At 70.8% G+C, this 21,114-nt stretch carries 18 protein-coding genes and 1 pseudogene; 11 read left to right on the top strand and 8 right to left on the bottom strand.

What is annotated here, in order from left to right; translation table 11 throughout:
* Nucleotides 1-66 precede the first annotated feature (66 nt).
* The 6 genes from hppD to ACFVYA_RS39495 all read left to right on the top strand — a co-directional run bounded on the left by hppD (nt 67) and on the right by ACFVYA_RS39495 (nt 7,351).
* A complete protein-coding gene (gene hppD / locus ACFVYA_RS39520) occupies nt 67-1,266 on the top strand; it encodes a 4-hydroxyphenylpyruvate dioxygenase (RefSeq protein WP_387052364.1) in 1,200 nt (399 codons plus the stop codon).
* 122 nt (nt 1,267-1,388) lie between these two features.
* On the top strand, nt 1,389-1,928 hold the full coding sequence (locus ACFVYA_RS39515; RefSeq protein ID WP_387052362.1) for a YbaB/EbfC family nucleoid-associated protein: 540 nt from the start codon (nt 1,389-1,391) through the stop codon (nt 1,926-1,928).
* 10 nt (nt 1,929-1,938) lie between these two features.
* On the top strand, nt 1,939-2,247 hold the full coding sequence (locus ACFVYA_RS39510) for a type VII secretion target (protein ID WP_103337020.1): 309 nt from the start codon (nt 1,939-1,941) through the stop codon (nt 2,245-2,247).
* The gene (locus ACFVYA_RS39505; RefSeq protein WP_387052359.1) at nt 2,247-5,939 is read left to right on the top strand and encodes a hypothetical protein; all 3,693 of its coding nucleotides are present in this window, start codon (nt 2,247-2,249) and stop codon (nt 5,937-5,939) included. The genes ACFVYA_RS39510 and ACFVYA_RS39505 overlap by 1 nt, the downstream gene beginning before the upstream one ends.
* Nucleotides 5,936-6,490, top strand: coding sequence for a hypothetical protein (locus ACFVYA_RS39500; RefSeq protein ID WP_387052357.1), 555 nt, complete (start codon nt 5,936-5,938; stop codon nt 6,488-6,490). Before ACFVYA_RS39505 ends, ACFVYA_RS39500 begins: the two co-directional genes overlap by 4 nt.
* A 27-nt stretch (nt 6,491-6,517) precedes the next feature.
* Nucleotides 6,518-7,351, top strand: coding sequence for a ferredoxin (locus ACFVYA_RS39495; protein ID WP_387052355.1), 834 nt, complete (start codon nt 6,518-6,520; stop codon nt 7,349-7,351).
* Nucleotides 7,352-7,361: 10 nt separating this feature from the next.
* On the opposite strand, the gene ilvA is transcribed toward ACFVYA_RS39495, so the two are convergent.
* Nucleotides 7,362-8,564 carry a threonine ammonia-lyase gene (gene ilvA, locus ACFVYA_RS39490; RefSeq protein ID WP_387052353.1) on the bottom strand — a complete coding sequence of 401 codons (1,203 nt, stop codon included), beginning with the start codon at nt 8,562-8,564 and terminating at the stop codon, nt 7,362-7,364.
* 95 nt (nt 8,565-8,659) lie between these two features.
* On the opposite strand from ilvA, the gene ACFVYA_RS39485 reads away from it, so the two are divergent.
* Together ACFVYA_RS39485 and ACFVYA_RS39480 are read left to right on the top strand one after the other, a co-directional pair.
* The gene (locus ACFVYA_RS39485; protein WP_285986185.1) at nt 8,660-8,932 is read left to right on the top strand and encodes a hypothetical protein; all 273 of its coding nucleotides are present in this window, start codon (nt 8,660-8,662) and stop codon (nt 8,930-8,932) included.
* Between the two features lie 81 nt (nt 8,933-9,013).
* Complete coding sequence (locus ACFVYA_RS39480) at nt 9,014-9,487, top strand: TIGR03618 family F420-dependent PPOX class oxidoreductase (RefSeq protein WP_387052351.1); 474 nt, start codon at nt 9,014-9,016, stop codon at nt 9,485-9,487.
* A 2-nt stretch (nt 9,488-9,489) separates the two neighbouring features.
* On the opposite strand, the gene ACFVYA_RS39475 is transcribed toward ACFVYA_RS39480, so the two are convergent.
* From ACFVYA_RS39475 to ACFVYA_RS39455, 5 genes are all read right to left on the bottom strand, one after another.
* A complete protein-coding gene (locus ACFVYA_RS39475) occupies nt 9,490-10,647 on the bottom strand; it encodes a cystathionine gamma-synthase (RefSeq protein WP_387052349.1) in 1,158 nt (385 codons plus the stop codon).
* An 88-nt stretch (nt 10,648-10,735) separates the two neighbouring features.
* Nucleotides 10,736-11,188, bottom strand: a complete 453-nt coding sequence (locus ACFVYA_RS39470) for a hypothetical protein (RefSeq protein WP_387052347.1) — start codon at nt 11,186-11,188, stop codon at nt 10,736-10,738.
* Nucleotides 11,189-11,532: 344 nt separating this feature from the next.
* Nucleotides 11,533-13,104 carry a hypothetical protein gene (locus ACFVYA_RS39465; RefSeq protein WP_387052345.1) on the bottom strand — a complete coding sequence of 524 codons (1,572 nt, stop codon included), beginning with the start codon at nt 13,102-13,104 and terminating at the stop codon, nt 11,533-11,535.
* 127 nt (nt 13,105-13,231) lie between these two features.
* Entirely contained in the window at nt 13,232-14,602 is a 1,371-nt protein-coding gene (locus ACFVYA_RS39460) for a cystathionine beta-synthase (RefSeq protein WP_285986190.1), read from the bottom strand.
* A gap of 412 nt (nt 14,603-15,014) precedes the next feature.
* On the bottom strand, nt 15,015-15,977 hold the full coding sequence (locus tag ACFVYA_RS39455; protein WP_387052342.1) for a pentapeptide repeat-containing protein: 963 nt from the start codon (nt 15,975-15,977) through the stop codon (nt 15,015-15,017).
* 167 nt (nt 15,978-16,144) lie between these two features.
* Here ACFVYA_RS39455 and ACFVYA_RS39450 point away from each other — a divergent pair, with 167 nt between their 5' ends.
* Nucleotides 16,145-17,365, top strand: coding sequence for an acetyl-CoA C-acetyltransferase (locus ACFVYA_RS39450; protein WP_387052340.1), 1,221 nt, complete (start codon nt 16,145-16,147; stop codon nt 17,363-17,365).
* 61 nt (nt 17,366-17,426) lie between these two features.
* On the opposite strand, the gene ACFVYA_RS39445 is transcribed toward ACFVYA_RS39450, so the two are convergent.
* Together ACFVYA_RS39445 and ACFVYA_RS39440 are read right to left on the bottom strand one after the other, a co-directional pair.
* The gene (locus ACFVYA_RS39445) at nt 17,427-18,089 is read right to left on the bottom strand and encodes a hypothetical protein (RefSeq protein ID WP_387052380.1); all 663 of its coding nucleotides are present in this window, start codon (nt 18,087-18,089) and stop codon (nt 17,427-17,429) included.
* 193 nt (nt 18,090-18,282) lie between these two features.
* The gene (locus ACFVYA_RS39440; protein WP_285986193.1) at nt 18,283-19,116 is read right to left on the bottom strand and encodes a Bax inhibitor-1/YccA family protein; all 834 of its coding nucleotides are present in this window, start codon (nt 19,114-19,116) and stop codon (nt 18,283-18,285) included.
* Nucleotides 19,117-19,434: 318 nt separating this feature from the next.
* Between ACFVYA_RS39440 and ACFVYA_RS39435 the strand changes: the two genes are divergently transcribed.
* Both ACFVYA_RS39435 and ACFVYA_RS39430 read left to right on the top strand, forming a co-directional pair.
* Complete coding sequence (locus ACFVYA_RS39435) at nt 19,435-20,898, top strand: collagen binding domain-containing protein (RefSeq protein WP_387052338.1); 1,464 nt, start codon at nt 19,435-19,437, stop codon at nt 20,896-20,898.
* Between the two features lie 4 nt (nt 20,899-20,902).
* Nucleotides 20,903-21,114: pseudogene (locus tag ACFVYA_RS39430) on the top strand (class F sortase); the annotation flags it as partial.

Genomic DNA, 21,114 nt, shown 5'->3' with positions numbered 1-21,114 from the left:
GTCATCTTGTCCAGCAAAAACTGAGTCCATTGCTCATCTTGCCTCGCTGGGTTGATCCTTCGAGGTATGACCCAGACTGCCGAACCCCAGGGTGCCCTCGACGACGTCAGCTATGACCAGCTGCGTCAGCTGGTCGGGCTCGTCGACCACGACGCCTCGACCGACCCGTTCCCGGTCAAGGCCATGGACGCGGTGGTGTTCATCGCCGGCAACGCCACCCAGACCGCCTGGTACTACCAGATCGCGTTCGGGATGCAGCTCGTCGCGTACTCGGGACCCGAGACCGGCGACTACGAGCGCAAGTCCTACGTGCTGAAGTCCGGGTCGGCCCGGTTCGTCATCACCGGCGGCGTGAAGCCGGACTCGCCGCTGCTGGACCACCACCGCAAGCACGGTGACGGTGTCATCGACCTGGCGCTGGAGACCACCGACGTCGACAAGTGCATCGAGCACGCCCGTGCGCAGGGCGCGACCATCGTCGAGGAGCCGCACGACGTCTCCGACGAGCACGGCACCGTGCGCGTCGCCGCGATCGCGACCTACGGCGAAACCCGCCACTCGCTGGTCGACCGGTCGCGCTACAACGGCGTCTACCTGCCCGGCTACGAGCCGCGCGAGAGCACGGTCAAGCGGCCCCAAAATGCTCCGGCCCGGCTGTTCCAGGCCGTCGACCACTGCGTCGGCAACGTCGAGCTCGGCAAGATGGACTACTGGGTCGACTGGTACCACCGCGTCATGGGCTTCGTGAACATGGCGGAGTTCGTCGGCGACGACATCGCCACCGAGTACTCGGCGCTGATGAGCAAGGTCGTCTCGAACGGCAACCACCGGGTCAAGTTCCCGCTGAACGAGCCCGCCGTGGCGAAGAAGAAGTCGCAGATCGACGAGTACCTCGAGTTCTACGGCGGCGCCGGCTGCCAGCACATCGCGCTGGCCACCAACGACATCATCGCCACGGTGACGGCGATGCGCGCCGCCGGCGTCGAGTTCCTCGACACCCCGGACTCCTACTACGACGACCCCGAGCTGCGCGCCCGGATCGGCAACGTCCGCGTGCCGATCGAGGTGCTCAAGGAGCACAGCATCCTGGTCGACCGCGACGAGGACGGCTACCTGCTGCAGATCTTCACCAAGCCGATCGGCGACCGCCCGACCGTGTTCTACGAGCTGATCGAGCGGCACGGCTCGCTGGGCTTCGGCAAGGGCAACTTCAAGGCCCTGTTCGAGGCCATCGAGCGGGAGCAGGAGCGCCGAGGCAACCTCTGACACATCTCGGCGAAGGCCACCATCGGGAACCTGCGGGTCCCCTATGGTGGCCTTTGGCGTGTTTCGGGAACCGATGGCTCCGCGGATCCGTCAGTGTGGGGACGCAGAGAGAAGGGGCCGTGATGCCGGACAGCATCGACGCCAGCGACGCGATGATCGACAACTGGACCAAGCGGCTCGAGGAGAACGCCGCCCGGTACCAGGCGCTGGCCGATCGCATGCAGGGCCAGTCGGTCACCGAGCGGTCGAAGGACGGGTCCGTTCAGGTGACCGTCGATTCCCGCGGGCTGCTGAAGAACCTCGTGATCGCGGAGTCGGCGGCCGGCAAGCGGATGGCCGAGGTGTCGGCGCAGGTCATGCAGCTGGTGCAGCGGGCGCAGGCGCGGATCCCGGAGTTGCTGCAGCAAGCCATGACCGAGACCACCGGCACCGGCGATCAGGCTGCGGTGGAGATCGTCCGCGAGGCGCAGAGCACGTTCCCGGCGCCGCCGCCCGAGGCCGAGCCGGCGTTCCCGGAACCCGACCGCGTCCGCCGGTTCCTACCGGACGACACCGAAGAGCAGCCGCCCGCAGCTCCGCGCACTCCGCCGTCGCCACCCCGCCGTCGCCGCCCGGGTGGCGACGAGGACGACGACGACTTCGGCGGACCGATCCTTTCCTGAGGGGGAACCGATGACGGATGTGGAACTCAGCACCGACCTGACGGCGCACGCGAAGCAGCTCGACGCCATCGGTGACGGGCTGCAGCAGGCCGTCGACGCGGCGAACCAGGTGAGCATGCCGACCGACGCGTACGGCATCCTCTGCCAGCCGTTCCGGATGCTGCTCGATCCGGTGGAGCAGTACGGGATCGACGCGCTCAAGGACGCCGTGCAGGCGATGACGGCCGTGTCCGGCAAGGTCCGCGAGGCCGCGGCGGCGTACCACAAGTACGAAGGCGGCGTCGCCGACGACCTGAACAAGTCCGTGGACGGTGCGTGATGCCGGAGGGGAACCCGCTCGTCGCCGACGCCAAAAAGGACCCTGACGGACCGGGTGCGCTCACGGCGGGCAACGGCGACTACGGCTGGGCCGGCGGCATCGGCATCGCCGAGTCGTCGATGGACGCGTTCAACGGCATCAAGGACGGCGACTGGGTTTCCGGCGGTCTCGGCATGCTGTCGCTGGCCGGCGAGGTCGCCGGGGCGGCGATCGACCCGTTCGGGTACCTGATGTCGTCGGTGGCGTCGTTCTTGATGGAGCACGTGCAGCCGTTGAAGGACATGCTGGACTCCGTCGCGGGCAACCCGCCGGTGATCCAGTCCTATGCGGACACCTGGGGCAACGTCTCGAAGGCGCTCGGCGAGCGGAAGACCGACTTCGACAACGCGGTCAAGAACGGCACGACGGGCTGGACCGGCGCGGGTGCGGACGCGTACCGCAAGTTCGCGGCCGAGCACAGCGACGCGCTCTCGGGCGCGGCGACGGTGGCCGGCGCGATCAGCACGGTCACGATGATCATGGGCCAGGTCGTGTCGTTCGTCCGCGAGACGGTGCGGCAGCTGATCGCGGACCTGGTCGGCAAGCTCATCGCGTGGGTGATGGAGGAGGTCTTCAGCCTCGGCTTCGGCACCCCGGTGGTGGTGGCGCAGGCATCGGCGGCCATTGCCAAGTGGGGCAAGAAGATCGGCGAGCTGCTCAAGAAGCTGACGGACACGATCCGCAAGGTCTCGCCGCTGCTGTCCAAGCTGGTGGACCTGTTCGAGAAGATCGCGAAGGTCTTCGGGAAGGTGCTGGGCAAGGTCAGCGGACTGGACGGGCTGAAGGTCAAGGAGGGCGGCTTCGTCCGGAAAATCCCGAAGGAGGGCGGCGGGGTCCACCCCCGGGCCCACGGAGGGGACGGCTCGCACGGCGGCGACGGCGACGGCTCGCACGGCGGCGAGGATTCGCCGGGCAGCTCGGGCGATTCCGGCCACGCCGACGGGGATTCGCCGAGTGCGGATCCGATGAACACGGACTCCGGATCCCGCCGCAGTCCGAGCCGGGACGGTTCCGCTTCGCCGGACGGCGAGGGTTCACCGTCGCACACCGGCGACGGAGAGGGTTCGCCGTCGGCGGCGAGGTCGGGCGACAGCTCGCCTTCCCAAGCCGGGGACGGTTCTCCTTCGCACGCGGGCGAACCTTCGCCGACTCGATCGCCTTCTCACGCGGGCGACTCGAGCCCGTCGCCGACGCGGGGCAGCGACAGCACGCCGCCGCACGGCGGAGACAGCAGTCCCTCGGCCACCCGCGGTGGCGACAACGCGCCCTCGCCCACCCGGGGCAGCGACAACGCGCCCTCGCACACCGGCGACAGCAGCCCCTCCCCGACGCGGAGCAGCGACAGCACGCCGCCCCACGGCGGAGACAGCACCCCCTCGCCCACCCGCGGTGGCGACAACGCGCCCTCCCACACCGGGGACAACACACCGTCGCGGGCAAGCGACACCAGCCCCTCGCCCACCCGGGGCAGCGACAACGCGCCCTCGCACACCGGCGACAGCACCCCTTCCCCGACGCGGGGCAGCGACAGCACGCCGCCCCACGGCGGAGACAGCAGCCCCTCGACCACCCGCGGTGGCGACAACGCGCCCTCCCACACCGGCGACAACACGCCGTCGCGGGCGAGCGACAACACTCCCTCGCACACCGGCAGCTCGCCGTCACGAGGCTCGGACGGCAGCGCGGGCGGGTCGCACAGCGGGACCGATTCACCGAGCAGTGCCGCGCCGCCGCGGGTTGAGGGCAATACCTCTGCCAGTGGTACCGCTCCCGCCGCTCCTCGCACCGGTGATGCCGGCGGCGTTCCGGCGCCGCGGGGTGGGGACGGTGCCGCTGCGCCGTCGCAGGGTGGTGCACCCATGATGGGTGGCGGTGGCGGCGTGCCGCCCGGTGGCGGGCCCGGTGCGGGCGGCCTCGCTGGGGGTTCTCCGCGTACCGGAGGTGGCGGCTGGACCGGCACCCCGGGCAGCCCGGGCGCGCACAGCCCGCACGTCGACGCACCCGGCAGGCCCCGCACCGGCGGTGACCTGCCCGGCGGCGGCCGTCCCCGCACCCCGGACGCGCCCGCGCCCGCCGCCCGGGGTCTCGGGCCCGGCACGCACTCCCCCGACACCCGCCCCGGTGGGCACGCCCCCGGTACCCGGCCGCACGAAAACGGCCCCTCCCACCAAAACGGCCCCCACCAGAACGGGCCGCACGAAAGCGCCCCCCACCAGAACGGGCCGCACGAAAGCGGTCCGCACGAGAACGGCCCCGGTCACCACGATCCGGACGGCGGCACCCCGCACCACGGCGAACCGCTCACCCCCGACGAGGTCAACGCGCGGCACGCGGAAAGCACGCCGTCGGGCAGCTCCTACCACGCCGGTGATCCCGACATGGGTGACCTCCCGCACCGGGTCCAGCCCGATCCGGCCGGTCGGTACACCGTCGACGTGCACGTCACGCCGGATGGCCACGCCCGCATCGGCGACCGGCTCTACACGCCCGAGGAGTTCGCGGACATCCTGCGCCGCAACGGCGACTACGACGGCCGACCCGTGCGGCTGATCGGCTGCGATGCCGGCTCCAACGACTTCGCGCACCGGCTCGCCCGCGAGCTCGACACCGAAGTCGTGGCCCCGACCAAACCCGCCTGGACCGACTCGCACGGCCGCGTCTTCTCGTCCGACTACGAAATCGGTCCCGACGGCCGCATGCGTCCCCGCATCCCGCCGGACGGGGAGTGGAACACCCACCACCCGGACGGTTCGACGCACCGCGCCGGCGACGACGGCTTCGCGCCCGACAGCCACCACGGCGACCAGCACGACGTCGACGCCGACAGCGCGATCGACCGCGGACAGCGGCCGTACGACGCGGCGGAACGCGACCAGGACATGCGCGATCTCCGGCGGGAGAACCGGGACCTGCGCGAAGAAGGGCTCGAGTCGGTCCGGCACCACGACGGCCGGAACGTCAACCCGACGACGGACGACCTGCGGCGGCCGCACGACCGCGCCCTGACCACCTCGAGGTACCGCAGCCTCGAAGGCGGGGTGGAGGACATCCACAGCTTCAGCGGGAAGACCCACGACTGGGCGCCCGCGAGCGAGGGCCCGAGCTACCCGAAGCACGAGCGCCTGTTCGAGACCAAGGAAGCCGGTACCTACCGGCCCGAGCTCGGGGAGCCGGACCCGACCAACAAGTTCGGGCGGACCCACGACTCCGAGCCCAAGCTCATGGAGGAACTGGTCCGCCGAGACTTCGCCGAGCGGTCCGGCCTTCCCCGTGAAGAGGTCGACGACATCGTCAAGAAGCAGATCGAACGCATGCGGCGCGAAGAGGCGGCCGGCGCCCGGACCTACGACAACGGGCTCAAGGGTGACATCGCACGCGCCCAGGACCGGATGGACGGCGCGCTCGATGAGATCAACCGGCGGGCCGCCGAACGGGCGGCCACGCGCGGCGAAACCTACACGCCGATCACGCGGGAAGGCATGGACGGCGATCTGCGGATGGTCGTCGACCTGCCTTCCACGAAACGCGACAACATCCCGGTGGACTACCAGATCTGCGACTCGTGCCAGGATGTCATCATGCAGTTCGAGAAACTGTTCCCGAATGTCCGCGTCGAGGTCGTCAACCTCAAGGGTGAGGAGCTGATCTGGTGACCGCGCCGAATACCGACCCCGCCGGGCGGGTCCGCGAAATCTTCGCCGGAGCCGTGTCGGACGGCCTGCGCGCGGATTCCGTGCGAGGAGCGTCCGACGCGGAAATCGACGGCTGGGCCGCCGAGCAGGGCGCGCGCGCCGTTCCGGCCGCCGTTCGCGAGGTCCTCGAGCTGATCGGCCAGAATCACGGGTTGTGGCTGGCCGGGAGCTCACTCGGGGTCGGCGCGGTGGGGCGGGACGCCAAGAACCACCTCCTGGCCACCCTGACGACGATGAACGATCCGCTGGAAGACCCCGAGGGCGCGCTGGTGCTGGTGGAGCACCAGTCGTACACCTTCCACGTCGTCGACGGCGCGAAAATCGATCTCCCCGATCCCCCGGTCTGGCTCGTCACCGAGGGCGAAGGAGCCGAAGAACAATGGGAAAGCGTTTCTTCCTGGTTCCGCGCCATAACGCCCGACGTCGCACGTTACCGCGAACGACTGGAAGTAATGCAGGAAATCGGTCGCCGTCGAATCCCGGATTGGGCGCAGTACATTGAACCCCGGTGAAGCGGCGCCGAAGAGGAGTTCCGCGCCATGAGCCGGCCGCCGGGGCCGCTGCGCCCGGACCAGCAGCAGGAGATCGTCCGCCAGATCGGGGCGGTGCTGACGTCGCAGGTGCCGCCGGGCTGGCGGCAGCTGCGCGTGGAGTACCGCGCCGCCGGGCGGCACGTCGAAGCCGACCTGCTGGTGACCGGGCCGGACGGCGTACCCCGGCCCGGACAGCCGCACCCCGAAGCGGTGCGGCTGCTCGGGGTGCTGCGGTCGGGCATGTACCAGCCCGGCATCGGCACGTGGCTGGGCGCGATCCTGGTGTTCGAGCCGGCGCAGCCGCCCGACGCCGACTTCGTGCGGCCCGACCTCGAACCGCCGTTCCGGCAGCAGCCGCCGCCGATCGGGTTCCAGGACGAGCTGCGATTCTTCCCGCGCGCCGACGAGCACATCCCGGCCTGGCTGCGCGAGCGCGCCGGCCTGACCCCGCCGGCCGCCGGCGGCGAGGTGCGCACGCCGCGGATCCACGACGGCGTAGACGCGGCGGGCAAGCCGCTGGTCCGGCGCCGTCCGCTCGTTCCGGCCGAGGCCGAGCGGGTGCTCGCGTACCTCGACGCGGCGCCGGTCATCCTGGCCTCGCGCAGCAACGGCCCGGACGCGTTCGCGCCGGACCGCCCGGACGCGGTGCCGATGAACTTCCGCACCGACGGCACCTGGGCCTGGCCCGGCGCGGTGGCGTACTACCTGCGTGAGCACGGCGTGCCGCCGGACCCGGACCTGGTCGCCCACATCCGGGCCCGCCGCTTCACCGCGCCTTCGGAGGTCCCCGAGCCCGCCAAGGACCTGGCCCTGGCGGCGATCACCGGCGAACTGCCGTGACCCCCGGGGGTCACACCACGGTGTAGCCCGCGTTCGTCAGCGCGATCTCGACCTCTTTGCAGTGCTCGGGCCCGCGGGTCTCCAGCGACAGCGCGACGTCGGCCTCACCGAGGTCCAGGCTGCCGGAGATGCGCGAATGCTCGACGTCGAGGACGTTCGCGCCCAGCTCGCTGACGCACGACAGCACGCCGACGAGTGACCCCGGGCGGTCCGGGACCCGCAGCCTCAGGTGCAGGTAGCGGCCGCCCGCCGTCATGCCGTGCTGGATGATCTGCAGCAGGAGCACCGGGTCGACGTTGCCGCCGGAGAGGATGGCCACGACCGGGGGCTCGAAGAAGCCGGGGTGCTGCAGCAGCGCGGCCACCGTCGCCGCGCCGGCCGGCTCGACCACCAGCTTCCGCCGCTCCAGGCAGAGCAGCACGGCGCGGGACAGGAACTGCTCGGACACCGTCACGACGTCGTCGACCAGCGACTCGACGTGGGCGAAGCTGACCAGGCCGGGTTCGCCCACCGCGATCCCGTCCGCCATGGTCGAGGTCGTACTCAGCCGCACCGGCGCGCCCGCGGCCAGCGACGGCGGGTACGCCGCGGCTTCCTCGGCCTGGACGCCGACGACGCGGACGTCCGGGCGCAGCGCTTTCACCGCCGACGCGACCCCGCCGACCAGCCCGCCGCCGCCGGTGGCGACCAGGACCGTCTTCACGCCCGGTACCTGCTCGAGGATCTCGAGGCCGACCGTGCCCTGGCCGGCGATGACGTCCGGGTGGTCGAAGGGGTGGATGAACACCGCCCCGGTCCGCTCGCCGAACTCGATCGCGGCCCGGAGCGTCTCTTCCAGGAGTGCGCCGTGCAGGTGGACGTCAGCGCCGTAGCCGCGGGTGGCGGCGAGCTTCGGCAGCGGGGCCCGCAGCGGCATGAAGACGGTCGACTTGGCGCCGAGCAGCGACGACGCCAGCGCGACGCCCTGCGCGTGGTTGCCGGCGCTGGCCGCGACGACGCCCCGCTCGCGTTCGGCCCCGGTGAGGCCGTGGATGCGGGTGTAGGCGCCGCGGATCTTGAACGAGCCCGTCCGCTGCAGGTTTTCGCACTTCAGGTGTACCGGACCGCCGTGGAGCCGGCGCAGGTCGCGCGCGTGCTCCATCGGCGTCACCCGGGTCACTCCTTTGAGGAGTTCCCGGGCGGCCTGGATCCGCTCGAGGGTGACGAGTTCCATGGGCCGGACTATGCCACTCAGGAACTCCACAGGTTGACAGGACCGTGAGCCGGGTACCCTGGGTCGCGTCAACATGCGGTAAACAAGGAGCAACCATGGCATCGGGGAACGACGCGAACACGGCCCGACGGGCTCGCGCCACCCGCTCCGCCGGGCTGCTCCCGCTCGTGATCGGGCTGGCCTCGGCCGCCGCGCTGACGGGCGCCGCGTACTTCACCGTGGACAACGCCTCGTGCGGCACCCCGGCCCAGTACATCCGCCACGACAGCCACGTCGAACTGGTCGGCGGCTGCGTCGACGGCGCGAACCTGCCGGCCACCGGCACGTCGTCGCCCGGCGGTGTCGTGCACGGCAACTACAACCCCTGACCTGGCGGGTTACCTCCGTGTTCCCCGGGCACACGAAAGTGCCTTCTTCCGCCGGGTCCGCCGGTCCCCGATGATCATCGGGTGACCACCGTTTACGAGCCGGGCCGCGGTCCCGGCCCCGCCAAGCCCACCGAAGAAGCGTCGAGCCGGCTGCTGGGTGCCCACAGCCTGGGCGCACTGGCGACGGTCAACCGCGGCGGCTTCCCGCACCTGTCCACGGTCGCCTACGCCTGGGACCCGGACGAGCGCGTGGTGCGGATCGGGTCCACGGCGGGGCGCGCGAAGGTCCGCCAGCTGGCCCGTGACCCACACGCGGCGCTCCACGTCAGCAGCGCCGACCACCTGGCGTTCGCCGTTGCCGAAGGGCTGGCCGAGGTGTCACCGGTCAGTGCGGTGGCCGGGGACGAGACCGGCCGGGAGCTGCTCGCGATGCAGGCGCCGTTCAGCGACCCCGGCGACGAGGCCGCGTTCCTGCGGAACATGGTCGAGGACCGCCGCGTGGTCATCCGGCTCCGGGTGGACCGGCTCTACGGCGGCGGCCTCGACGTGAGCTGAGCTCAGCCCAGCGCCGCCAGCAGGTCGGCGACCAGGTCGCGGCCGTCCTCGATGCCGACCGAAAGGCGCAGCAGGTCGGCCGGGACCTGGAGGGTCGAACCCGCGGTGCTCGCGTGGGTCATCTTGCCCGGGTGCTCGATCAGCGACTCGACGCCGCCGAGCGACTCGGCGAGGACGAACAGCTTCGTGCGCGAAGCCACCTCCAGTGCGGCCTGCTCGCCGTCCGCGTGGCTGAAGGACACCATCCCGCCGAAGCGGCGCATCTGCTTCGCCGCCGTCTCGTGGCCCGGGTGCTCCGGCAGGCCCGGGTAGTAGACCCTCGTCACCTTCGGGTGCTTGACCAGCGCCTGGACGATCTTCTCGGCGTTGTCGCTGTGCCGCTCCATGCGCAGGGCGAGGGTCTTGATGCCGCGCAGCGTCAGCCAGGCGTCGAACGGCCCCGGCACCGCGCCCGCGGCGTTGCGCAGGTAGAAGAACTGCTCGCGCAGCTCGTCCTCGTTCGTGATGATCGCGCCGCCGACGACGTCGGCGTGGCCGCCGAGGTACTTGCTCGTCGAGTGCAGCACGATGTCCGCGCCCAGCGGCAGCGGGTTCTGCAGGTACGGCGTCGCGAAGGTGTTGTCGACCACCAGGCGGGCACCGGCGTCGTGCGCGACCCCGGCCAGCGCCGCGATGTCCGCGATGCCCAGCATCGGGTTGGTCGGCGACTCGCACCAGATCAGCTTGGTCTCGGGCCGGATCGCGGCGCGCACCTCGTCGAGGTTCCCGAGGTCGGCGACGGTGTGCTCGACGCCCCACAGGCTGAGCACCTTGTCGATCAGGCGGAACGTGCCGCCGTAGGCGTCGTTGCCGAGCACGAGGTGGTCACCGGGGCGGAGGGTACTGCGCAGCACCACGTCGGAGGCGGCCATGCCGGACGCGAAGGCCAGCGCGTGCCGGCCGCCTTCCAGCGAGGCCAGCGCCTCCTCCAGCGCCGAACGGGTCGGGTTCGCGGTGCGCGAGTACTCGTAGTCGCCCTCGCGGGTCCCGCCCACGCCGTCCTGCACGTAGGTCGAGGTCTGGTAGATCGGCACGGTGACCGCGCCGGTGCGGGGGTCGGGCGTCTGACCGGCGTGGATCGCGCGTGTCTCGAAGGCCAGTACGGAGTAGTCGTCCACCATTGGTTCAGCGTACGGGCCGCCCCTGACATTCCCGTCAGGTGGGACGGATCTCAGCACCGTGTCTTGCGGCAGGCGCGGGTACCGCCCTTCACCAGCTCCGGGACGAGTACGCGCCCTGGCCGGACAGCACCGGGACCACGGACGTGCGGTACCGCAGGTAGCGGAACGTCGGCGGCAGGAACGCCAGCACCAGCACGAGCACCGCCAGCGCCGCCAAGCCGACGCGGTCGGCCATCGCGAACCCGCCGTGGGTGAACATCGCGTCGGCGAACCGGGCCGGGGGGACGCCCACCGACATCGGCTCGGTGAGCAGGGCGCCGATGGCCAGCAGCGCGCCCAGGCCGAGCAGGACCGCCCCCGCCGTCGCGCGGAAGAGCGTCGCCAGTGAACCGAGGAGCAGCACCAGGCCCGCGACGACGTAGGCGGCGAGGTCCACCAGTACCCAGCCCGGCAGCGCGCCGAGGCTGAATTCCGCCGGCATGTCGAGGTAGGTCTTGACCGGCACGTATCCCGCGGCGACCGCGGCCGGAAAACCGAGCACGCCGGCGAGAACCGCCGTTACTCCGGATGGCCGAGCCGATGAATACGAATGCGAATGCGACACCGGATAACGGTGCGGACCGGTCACATCTCCCCCATCAGCCGAGCACAGGACGACGGCGTTCACCCTAGTCGGAATCGGGAGAAGCAGTCCGGAATGAGAACCGAATTCGGCCGGACGGCGGAACCCAAGATCATTTCTGTGCGGTAGTGGCAGAAATGCTGTCACGCGATTACGGGCCGTGGCACCGCTCGACTTTTGTCCTTTTCGGACAATTAAGGGCCCGGAAAATGCAGCGTGCCCCGGAGCCGAATCGGCTCCGGGGCACGAATGCTCGCTTCAGTTCACCACTGCTGCTGCGGGGGCTGGCCCGGCTGGCCGAACCCACCGCTCGGCGGACCCTGCTGGCCCGGCGGCTGACCCCAGCCCTGCGGCGGCTGACCAGGCTGACCGTGCTGGCCAGGCTGACCGTGCTGACCCGGCTGACCGTGCTGGCCCGGCTGGCCGTACCCACCGGGCTGTCCCGGCTGGCCGTACCCGCCTGGCTGCCCCGGCTGCGGGAAGCCCCCGCTCGACGGCTGCGGGAACCCGCCGCTGGAGGGGTTGGGGCCGCCCGGCTGCCCGTAACCGCCCGGCTGGCCGTAGCCCTGCGGCGGCTGACCAGGCTGACCATGCTGACCGTGCTGGCCCGGCTGCCCGTAGCCACCAGGCTGGCCGTACCCGCCTGGCTGACCATGCTGACCGGGCTGGCCGAACCCGCCCTGCTGCTGCGGGCCGCCGAAGCCCGGGGGTGGTCCGCCGAAGCCCTGCGGCCCGCCCGGCGCGGCACCGCCGTCGCCGAGGCCGACGAACTGCCGGGTCGCCGGGATGAGCCCGGCGATGCCGACGATCAGGATGAGGATGCCGAAGATCAGCGGCGGCAGGCCGAGGCCGAACGTGTCCCGCTCGGAGGCGGACGCCCGCGCGAGCGTCTCGGCGTTCGGTGTCATCCCGATCTTGATCAGCAGGGCGAACAGCGTGAGCACCGCGCCACCCGCGACGACCGCGATCGGGACGAACTTCCGGATCCCGCCCAGCTTGCCCACCAGCGCCAGGCCGACGCCGCCGGCCAGCGAGATCAGCGAGCCCAGCAGGATCATGATGACGTAGAACCAGAGCGTGCCCGACCCGATGAGCCCGGCCGAGTTCAGCAGCTGTTCGATCGCCTCCTTGTTGGGAGCGCGGTCGAGGAGCGCCGAATAGTCGCTCGCGTCGCTCATGTAGCTGAACGAGTAGATCAGCGCGACCAGCGCCAGCAGCGCGACCAGGCCGCCGGCGATGTAGCCGAACAGGCCGTTGCCGCCCGCGGCCGGCCCGCCGAAGCCCGGCTGCTGCGGCCCGCCGAAACCGGGCTGCTGCGGGCCACCGAAACCGGGGCCACCGAAACCCTGCGGCGGCTGGCCCGGCTGACCGAAGCCCGGCTGCTGCCCGAAGCCACCCGGCTGCTGCCCGAACCCGCCCGGCTGCTGGCCGTAACCGCCGGGCTGCTGACCGAAGGCCGCGGCCGGGTTGTCGGCCGCGCTCGGCGGCGGGGTGTACGGGATCGCCGGCGGCTGGGAGCCCGGGGGCACCAGCTGCGTCGACTCCCCGACCGGGGCGTCGCCGCCGGCCGGGTTCACCATCTGGGTCGCGTTCGCGTCGACCGGCGGCATCGCCTGGGTCGCCCCGCCGTCACCCGGCTGGCCCGGCTGGACGACCTGGGTCGGCTCCGGCGTCTCCCCGAACGGGGAACCGCCGTGGGGCTGGACGGGCTGCACCACCTGGGTCGGCTCCGGGCTGCCGAACGGGTTGTCCTGCTGCGGCTGGGGGCCACTCGGCGGGCCCTGAGGTGGCTGGCCGCCACCCCACGGCTGGTTCGGTGGCTGCGGTGCACTCATGTGGGTCTTGAACCCCCTTGACGAGGACGCGAAAGTGTTCTAGTTGCGCCCACGCTATCGGATCACCCGGCAGGGCGCTCGTAACGCCCCTGCCGGGTCCACCGATCAAGACTCTTCTGCGGTCGACTCAGCGACCGGCCAGGAAGCCCAGGAGGTCGTGCCGGGTGAGGACTCCGGCCGGCTTGCCGTCGACCAGCACGAGCGCGCCGTCGGCCCCTTCGAGCGCGGTCATCGCCGCCCCCACCTGCTCGCCGCCGCCGATCGTCGGCAGCGGCGGGGACATGTGCCGCTCGAGCCGGTCGGCCAGCTGCGCCTTGCCGGTGAACAACGCGTCGAGCAGGTCGCGCTCGTTGACGGCGCCGACGACCTCGGCGGCCATCACCGGCGGCTCCGCGCTGACGACGGGCATCTGGCTCACGCTGAATTCGGAGAGGATCGCGATGGCCTCCGCGACGGTCTCGTTCGGGTGGGAGTGCACCAGATCGGGCAGCGAGCCGCTCTTCTTCGTGAGCACGTCGGCGACCGTCGCGCCCGAGGAGTCCGGCGGCAGGAAACCGTAGGAGGACATCCAAGTGTCGTTGAACACCTTCGTCAGGTAGCCGCGGCCGCCGTCGGGCAGCAGCACGACCACGACGTCGTCCTCGGTGAGCCGCTCGGCGAGCTTCAGCGCGGCGGCGACGGCCATCCCGCAGGAGCCGCCGACCAGCAGGCCCTCCTCCAGCGCGAGGCGCCGGGTGACCTGGAAGGAGTCGGCGTCGGAGACCGGGATGATCTCGTCGGCGATGTCGCGGTCGTAGGTGTCCGGCCAGAAGTCCTCGCCGACGCCTTCGACCAGGTAGGGACGCCCGCTGCCGCCGGAGTAGACCGAGCCCTCCGGGTCGGCGCCGACCACCTGCACGCGGCCGTCGCTGACCTCCTTGAGGTACTTGCCGGTGCCGGAGATCGTGCCGCCGGTGCCGACGCCCGCGACGAAGTGGGTGAGCTTGCCGTCGGTCTGCTTCCACAGCTCGGGGCCGGTCGAGAGGTAGTGGCTCTCCGGGTTCTGCGGGTTGGCGTACTGGTTGGGCTTCCAGGCGCCCTCGATCTCGCGGACCAGGCGGTCGGAGACGTTGTAGTAGGAGTCCGGGTGCTCGGGCGCGACCGCCGTCGGGCACACCACGACCCGGGCGCCGTACGCCTTGAGCACGTTGCGCTTGTCCTCGCTGACCTTGTCCGGGCAGACGAACACGCACCGGTAGCCCTTGCGCTGGGCGACCATGGCCAGGCCGACGCCGGTGTTGCCGGACGTCGGCTCCACGATCGTGCCGCCCGGGCGCAGCTCGCCGGAAGCTTCGGCGGCCTCGATCATGCGCAGCGCGATGCGGTCCTTGACCGAGCCACCCGGGTTCAGGTACTCGACCTTGGCCAGCACGAGCGGCTTGAGCCCCTTGGTCAACGAGTTCAGCTTGACCAGGGGGGTGTTGCCCACGAGGTCTGCGATGTGCTCTGCGTACTCCACGACCGCCAGCCTACTGTGCCGATCGTTGCTGGTCCGACCACAGTCACGGCCAAACGGCTTCGGAGCACGGGTCACCTACCGTGTGGGGGGCGGCCTGCTTTGGCCGGATCGGTAACCGGCCATCCCATGGCGTTGTCCTCTCCGCCGAGGGCGGACACTCCGGGTGCGCGTCGGTGACGCCGGGCAGCGAACGCGAGGCCGGGCCGCCCGGCGAGGACCTCAGGCGGCCACCAAGCCGCTCGTCCGCACCGGTACCGGCCCGGGGGCCGTCGAACGCTGAGCCGTCATCCCGTCCCGGAGGTTCCGCCCGGCGTCGAGGGCCGTGCGGTACCCGGTTCGGAAGGACGGGTCCGTCCAGTAAGTGTTCTGCACCATCATCGCCAGTTCACCTCCTGCGTGGAATGGCGACCTTTCACGAGTGGGACGATCCTATCGGGCCGCCGGTTGCCCGGGTTCGTCCTTTCGTGTCAATTCCGCCCAGCCCGGGCGGCCGGCGATCGGCCGTTCTTCCCCAATCCCCCGGCCAGGTCCGGGGAAACCCCTGCTTCGCTTCCGCACCGGCGAGCCGGGCGGTGGACTTCGTGCCGAAATCGGCCGGACCTGCGAAAACGGCGCCGTTGAAACCTTCGCGTTCACCACCGAAAGCGGTTCCGCGGAAATCGACGCGGTCCTCGAAGCGAGCCTTGTTGAAGTCCGCCTTGGTGCGGAATTCGGTGCCGCGAAAGGTCGTCAGTTCGAGAAACTTCGCGCCGTAGCAGGTGATCGACCGGATCGTGCAGTGCGTGAGGGTGAGCCCGACCAGCTCGGCCGCGGAGAAGTCGAGGTCGGTGTCCGGCCAGAAGTCCCCACTCGGCTGCTCCGCGCGACCGCGGCGCAGGTGCAGCATGAGGATGCGCTGCGCGGCCTTGCGGACCTGCAGCTCCTCTTTGTCATTTTCGGCGTCGAAGGGCATCCGGAGGTAGGCGCAGAAGACGTTGACGATCGTCTGCCGGTGCTCCGGGTGCCCGGCCGCGAGCCGTTCCAGTGCGTACAACCCGGCCAGCCGGACCGGCGCCTTGTCGCTGCCGAGCTGGTCGGCGGCCTTGCCGTACATCTCGGTGATCCGGCGCTCGGTGGCGTCGTGGTCCTTCTGCACCAGCTCCAGCTCGGCCGACCGCTGCCGCCGCGCGGCGAGCAGCAGGGCGGCGGCGCCCCCGGCGCCGACGACGATGTTGGCCGCGGTCTTCAGCGCGTCGAGCCGGGCCGAGTCCTCCGGGCGGCCGCCGCCCAGCAGCGTCAGCAGCACCGCTGCGGCGACCCCGGCCACCAGCAGCAGCCCGGCGCCCCACAGCAGGATCGTCCTGGTCCGCAGCACCCGTTCGAGTTCGTTCGGCACGAGGAGCGATGGTGCCAGGAGTGTCCGCCCATGCCCCCACCTCCACCCTCAACGGACGCGCTACGCGCGGCAGTGTTGCCTTAATCGCGTTCGGCTTTGACCGGGACGCCGTACCCGGCAGTATGGTGAGCAACTGCTTAGCTCGCGATACGAGGATGTGTCACGTCATGCCTGAAGCCGTCATCGTCTCCACCGCTCGCTCGCCCATCGGGCGGGCCAACAAGGGCTCGCTGGTCGGCATGCGGCCCGACGACCTGACCGTGCAGATGGTCCGGGCGGCACTGGCCAAGGTGCCGCAGCTCGACCCCGCCGACATCGACGACCTGATGCTGGGTTGCGGCCTGCCGGGCGGCGAGTCCGGGTTCAACATGGGCCGCGCGGTCGCCGTCGAACTGGGCTACGACCACCTGCCCGGCTGCACGATCACCCGGTACTGCTCCTCCAGCCTGCAGACCACCCGGATGGCGTTCCACGCGATCAAGGCCGGTGAAGGCGACGTCTTCATCTCGGCCGGCGTCGAGACCGTCTCGCGGTTCTCGAAGGGCAGCTCGGACTCCTGGCCCGACACGCACAACCCGCTGTTCGCCGACGCCGAGGCGCGCACCAAGGCGACCGCGGAGTCCGGCACCGACACCTGGACCGACCCGCGGACCGAGGGCAACGTCCCGGACGTCTACATCGCCATGGGCCAGACCGCGGAGAACCTGGCGCGGCTGAAGGGCGTCACGCGCGAGGAGATGGACGAGTTCGGGGTCCGCTCGCAGAACCTGGCCGAGAAGGCCATCGCGGACGGCTTCTGGGCCAAGGACATCACCCCGGTGACGCTCCCGGACGGCACGGTCGTCTCGAAGGACGACGGCCCGCGCGCCGGCGTCACCGTGGAAGGCGTCTCCGGCCTGAAGCCGGTGTTCCGCCCGGACGGCCGGGTCACGGCGGGCAACTGCTGCGCGCTCAACGACGGCGCGGCGGCACTGGTCGTCATGTCCGACACGAAGGCGCGCGAGCTGGGCCTGACGCCGCTGGCGCGGATCGTGTCCACCGGCGTCACCGGGCTTTCGCCGGAGATCATGGGCTACGGCCCGGTCGAGGCGTCCAAGCAGGCACTCTCGCGCGCGGGGCTGTCGATCGGCGACATCGACCTGGTCGAGATCAACGAGGCGTTCGCGGCGCAGGTCATCCCGTCGTACCAGGACCTCGGCATCGACCTGGACCGGCTGAACGTCAACGGCGGCGCGATCGCGGTCGGCCACCCGTTCGGCATGACCGGCGCCCGGATCACCTCGACGCTGATCAATTCCCTGCAGCACCACGACAAGCAGTTCGGCCTCGAGACGATGTGCGTCGGCGGCGGCCAGGGCATGGCGCTGATCATCGAGCGCCTTTCCTGACCCCTGAACGCGACGAAGGCCCTCTCGCCGGCGCGGCGAGAGGGCCTTCGTCAGGTCACAGCTATTCGTTCGTCTTGACGCACATCGTCGTCGCCGGCTCCGGGTACACCGCGACGCGGGTGGCGTCGGTGCCCTCGCAGACGCTCTTGTCCGCCTGGCCCGCCACGACCTTGACGAGCTCGCCGTCCTTGGTCGGGTCGGTGCACGGGACCTTCAGGTAGCCCTTGGTCTGCGACGTGAAGTTCGCCAGGCAGTCGCCCTGCTTCGCGTTGATCATCAGGCACAGCTTGTAGGAGCTGCGGCCGCTGACCGAGTAGGTGTCGTAGCCGGCGTCGGACCCGCCCGGGCAGTTCTCGGACGAGGTCTCCAGCTTCTTGGCGATCTTGACGTTCGCCTTCGGGTCGTTGCAGTCGGCCTTCGCCGGGTCGTCACCGCCCTGGGTGAACTCGGTGATCGTGAGGCAGTCACCGGCGTTCGAGGTGGCCGGCGACTTCATGAAGGAGACGATCCCCACGGCGATCAGGCCGATCACCACGATCGCACCGATGCCGCCCAGGATCAGGCCGAGGGCCTTCGAGCGCTTCGGCGGGGCCGGCGGCGGGGGCGGGAACCCCTGCTGGCCGGGCGGGAACTGGCCGGGCGGCGGGCCGTACTGGCCCGGCTGGCCGTACGGCTGCTGCGGCTGGCCGCCCGAAGGCGGTCCGTAAGGATCGGGCTGACCCACCGGCTGCTGGCCCCCGGGGGCCGGAGGGGGAACGCTCACTGTGAACCTCACACATGTGAAATGAGAACCGACCGGCTCATCAAACACGCAGGGTGATCGCCGCCCGCAGCGGGGTCCACAAATGCACGAATTACCCACAGAAAAGGCGCCCCGCCGGTTACGGAGCGCCTTCACTGCGGAACTGTGAGCCAGATTACTCACGGAAGTACGAAAGCAGCCGCAGGATCTCGAGGTACAGCCAGACCAGCGTCGTCATCAGACCGAAGGCGGTGTACCAGGCCCACTTCGACGGCATGCCCTCGCGGATCATCCGGTCGGCCTGGTCGAAGTCGAGCAGGAAGCTGAAAGCCGCGATGCCGATGCAGACCAGGCTGAAGATGATGGCCATGGTGCCGCCGCCGCGCAGCGGGTTGAAGCCGAAGGCCAGCGAGCTGATCAGGTTGAACAGCATCAGGATGGCGACACCGACGGTGGCACCGACGATCCACTTGGTCAGTTTGGGGGTGACCTTCACCGCGCCCGTCTTGTAGACCACCAGCATGCCGATGAACACACCCGCGGTGCCGACGATCGCCTGCAGCGCGATACCGGGGTAGATCGCCTGGAACACCCCGCTCAGCGCACCGAGGAACAGTCCTTCGGCCGCCGAGTACGTCAGCGTCAGCGCGCCACTGGGCTTCTGCCGGAAGATGATCACCAGCGAGATGACGAGCCCGACGATGAGGCCACCGAGCATCGCGCCGAGGAGGGCACCGGAGATCCGGCCGGTCTCCGTGATCTGGACCTGCGCCCAGATTGCCGTGATCACCCCGACGAGCAGCGCGACGCCGAGGGACATGCCCGTCTTGATGACGACATCGTCGACGGTCATCGGGCGGTCGCCCTCGCCGGCGGTGGCCCGGCCCGGGTCGTACCCGGGCACGCCGCCCTGGGGTTGGTTGAAGCCCACCGGGGGGCCGTACTGCCCGTAAGTCTGGGTTCCGCCGCCGGGCAGGTTGCGGAACGCCGGGTTGCTACTGGAACGCACCTGATCCTCCTGGATCTGCTGCTTCGTGGATCATCGCTGCATCGGGTTCAACGACCGCCGGGGACGAGCGGTTCCCGCCGAGTAAAGACAACTTTACTCGACGGCCGTCCCCCGGCCGCGGACGACACGGTAAGCGAGGGGCCGACACGACCGTTCGGCGACAGCCACCCGAAGAGCGGTACACAGTTTCGCCCCTTGACGCAACGCTCACCTCGCGTGCTCGGACGTTCACCGAATGCGCGTCGGGGACTTGATCAGTCGTGTGACCTGCAGAGACGCCGGGCGCTGCCGCGCGTCGAACGAAGGAGCATTGACACCATGGGGTGGTCAACACGCCCGCGCGCGGGTGTTCGCGCGCTCACCGGTCTCGTCGCCGCGGCCCTGCTCGGCACCCTTTCCGTGACGGCCGGAGCGCCCGCCGCTTCGGCCGCGCCCCAAGAGGGCATCGGGCACGAGGTCGGGGGCCAGGAGGGCTTCGGCACGGTCTGGCTGGGGTCGTACGTCGTCGGCGGGCAGCAGGTGTTCTGCGTGAGCTTCCTGCTCAAGGCGCCGGACACCGACGAGCAGTACAAACCCGGCGACGAGCTGCTCACGAAGTGGGGCACGAAGCTGCCTGCCGACCAAGCCGCGAACATCTCGTACCTGCTGCTGCGCTACGGCGACACGAAGAACCCGGACGAGGCGACCGCGCTCGCGCACCTGCTGCACTCGTGGACCGCGCCGCCGCGCACCGAGGACGACCTCAAGTCGACCCTGTCCAAGGACGAGATCGCCTACAACGCGGCGGCGCACCTCCAGTACATGCGCGACCACGATGACCTGCACGCCGCGGCCGACGCCGTCAAACGGCTGGAGACGGACGCCGAAACCAACCGCGGGCCGTGGACCGCTTCGATGACCACGCCCAAGGGCGACCAGCACCTCGGCGAAGCGGCCGAGTGGACCACCACCGTGAAGAACGCCCAGGGCAAAGGCATCCCGGACGTCCCGGTGAAGCTGACCGCGACCGACGCCACCCTCGGCGACGGGAAGGCGGACACCGCCGCCGGGAATTCGAGCCCGCAGGCCGCCGCGAAGGAAGTCACGCTCAAGACGGGCGCCGACGGCACCGTGACCGTGAAGCTGACGCCGACCGGCGACCAGCCGAAGCTGGTGGCCTCGCTGTCCGCTCCCGCCGACCGGCCCTACGTCCGGCTGCCGATCGACACCAAGGTGCAGCGCGTGGTTTCCACCGGCGGCGAGAAGGAGCTGACCGCCCAGGGCGTCGTCAACGTGGCCAAGCCCGGCAAGGTCCAGGTGACCAAGACGGACGCGAACACCGGCGCCGGCGTCGGCGGTGCGGTCCTGCGGATCACCGGCAAGGACAAGACGTCCGCGGCGCTCGGCCAGGACGGCAAGCCGCTCACCGGGGCCGACGGCAAGCCCGCGGTCGTCACCACCGACGGCAAGACCGGCAGCGTGACGGTCGAGAACCTCCGTACCCCGCAAGAGATCTGCGTCGTCGAGGCGAGCCCGCCGCCGGGTTACACGAACGCCTACGACCCGCAGAACCCGCCGTCGGCGTGCGGCACCGTGCAGCCGGGCGAGACGCTCGCCCTGAGCCTGACGAACAAGCCGAACGAAGTCCCGCGCGCGATCCCGGCCGGCGACCAGCCGGTCGCGCAGGCGCGCGGGGTCGTCGAGACGAGCTACTCCGTGCCGGGCCTGGCCGGGCTCGGCCTGCTCGTGCTGCTGGCGGCCGGGCTGATCGGCGTCGCCGCGCGGCGGGCGTCCCGGCGGTAACGGCGTGGCGAACCACGACGGCGGCTGGCGGGGCGACGACTGGTTCGTCGACGAATGGCACCGGGGCATCGGCTGGGCGGCCGGGAGTGACGAGCCGACCGGCGGTCACCCGGATCCGCCCGGCCGGAAGCCCGGCCGGGGCCGGCTCCTCACCGGCTTCGCACTCGGCGCGGCGACGGTGCTCGCCGTGCAGTTCGGCTCCACCGTGGTCGCCGC

Origin of the sequence: Amycolatopsis sp. NPDC058278, assembly GCF_042881395.1 — a bacterium.
Lineage (GTDB): Bacteria > Actinomycetota > Actinomycetes > Mycobacteriales > Pseudonocardiaceae > Amycolatopsis.
Note: the sequence above shows the minus strand (reverse complement) of the source record. Positions and strands in the feature narration are given on the sequence as shown.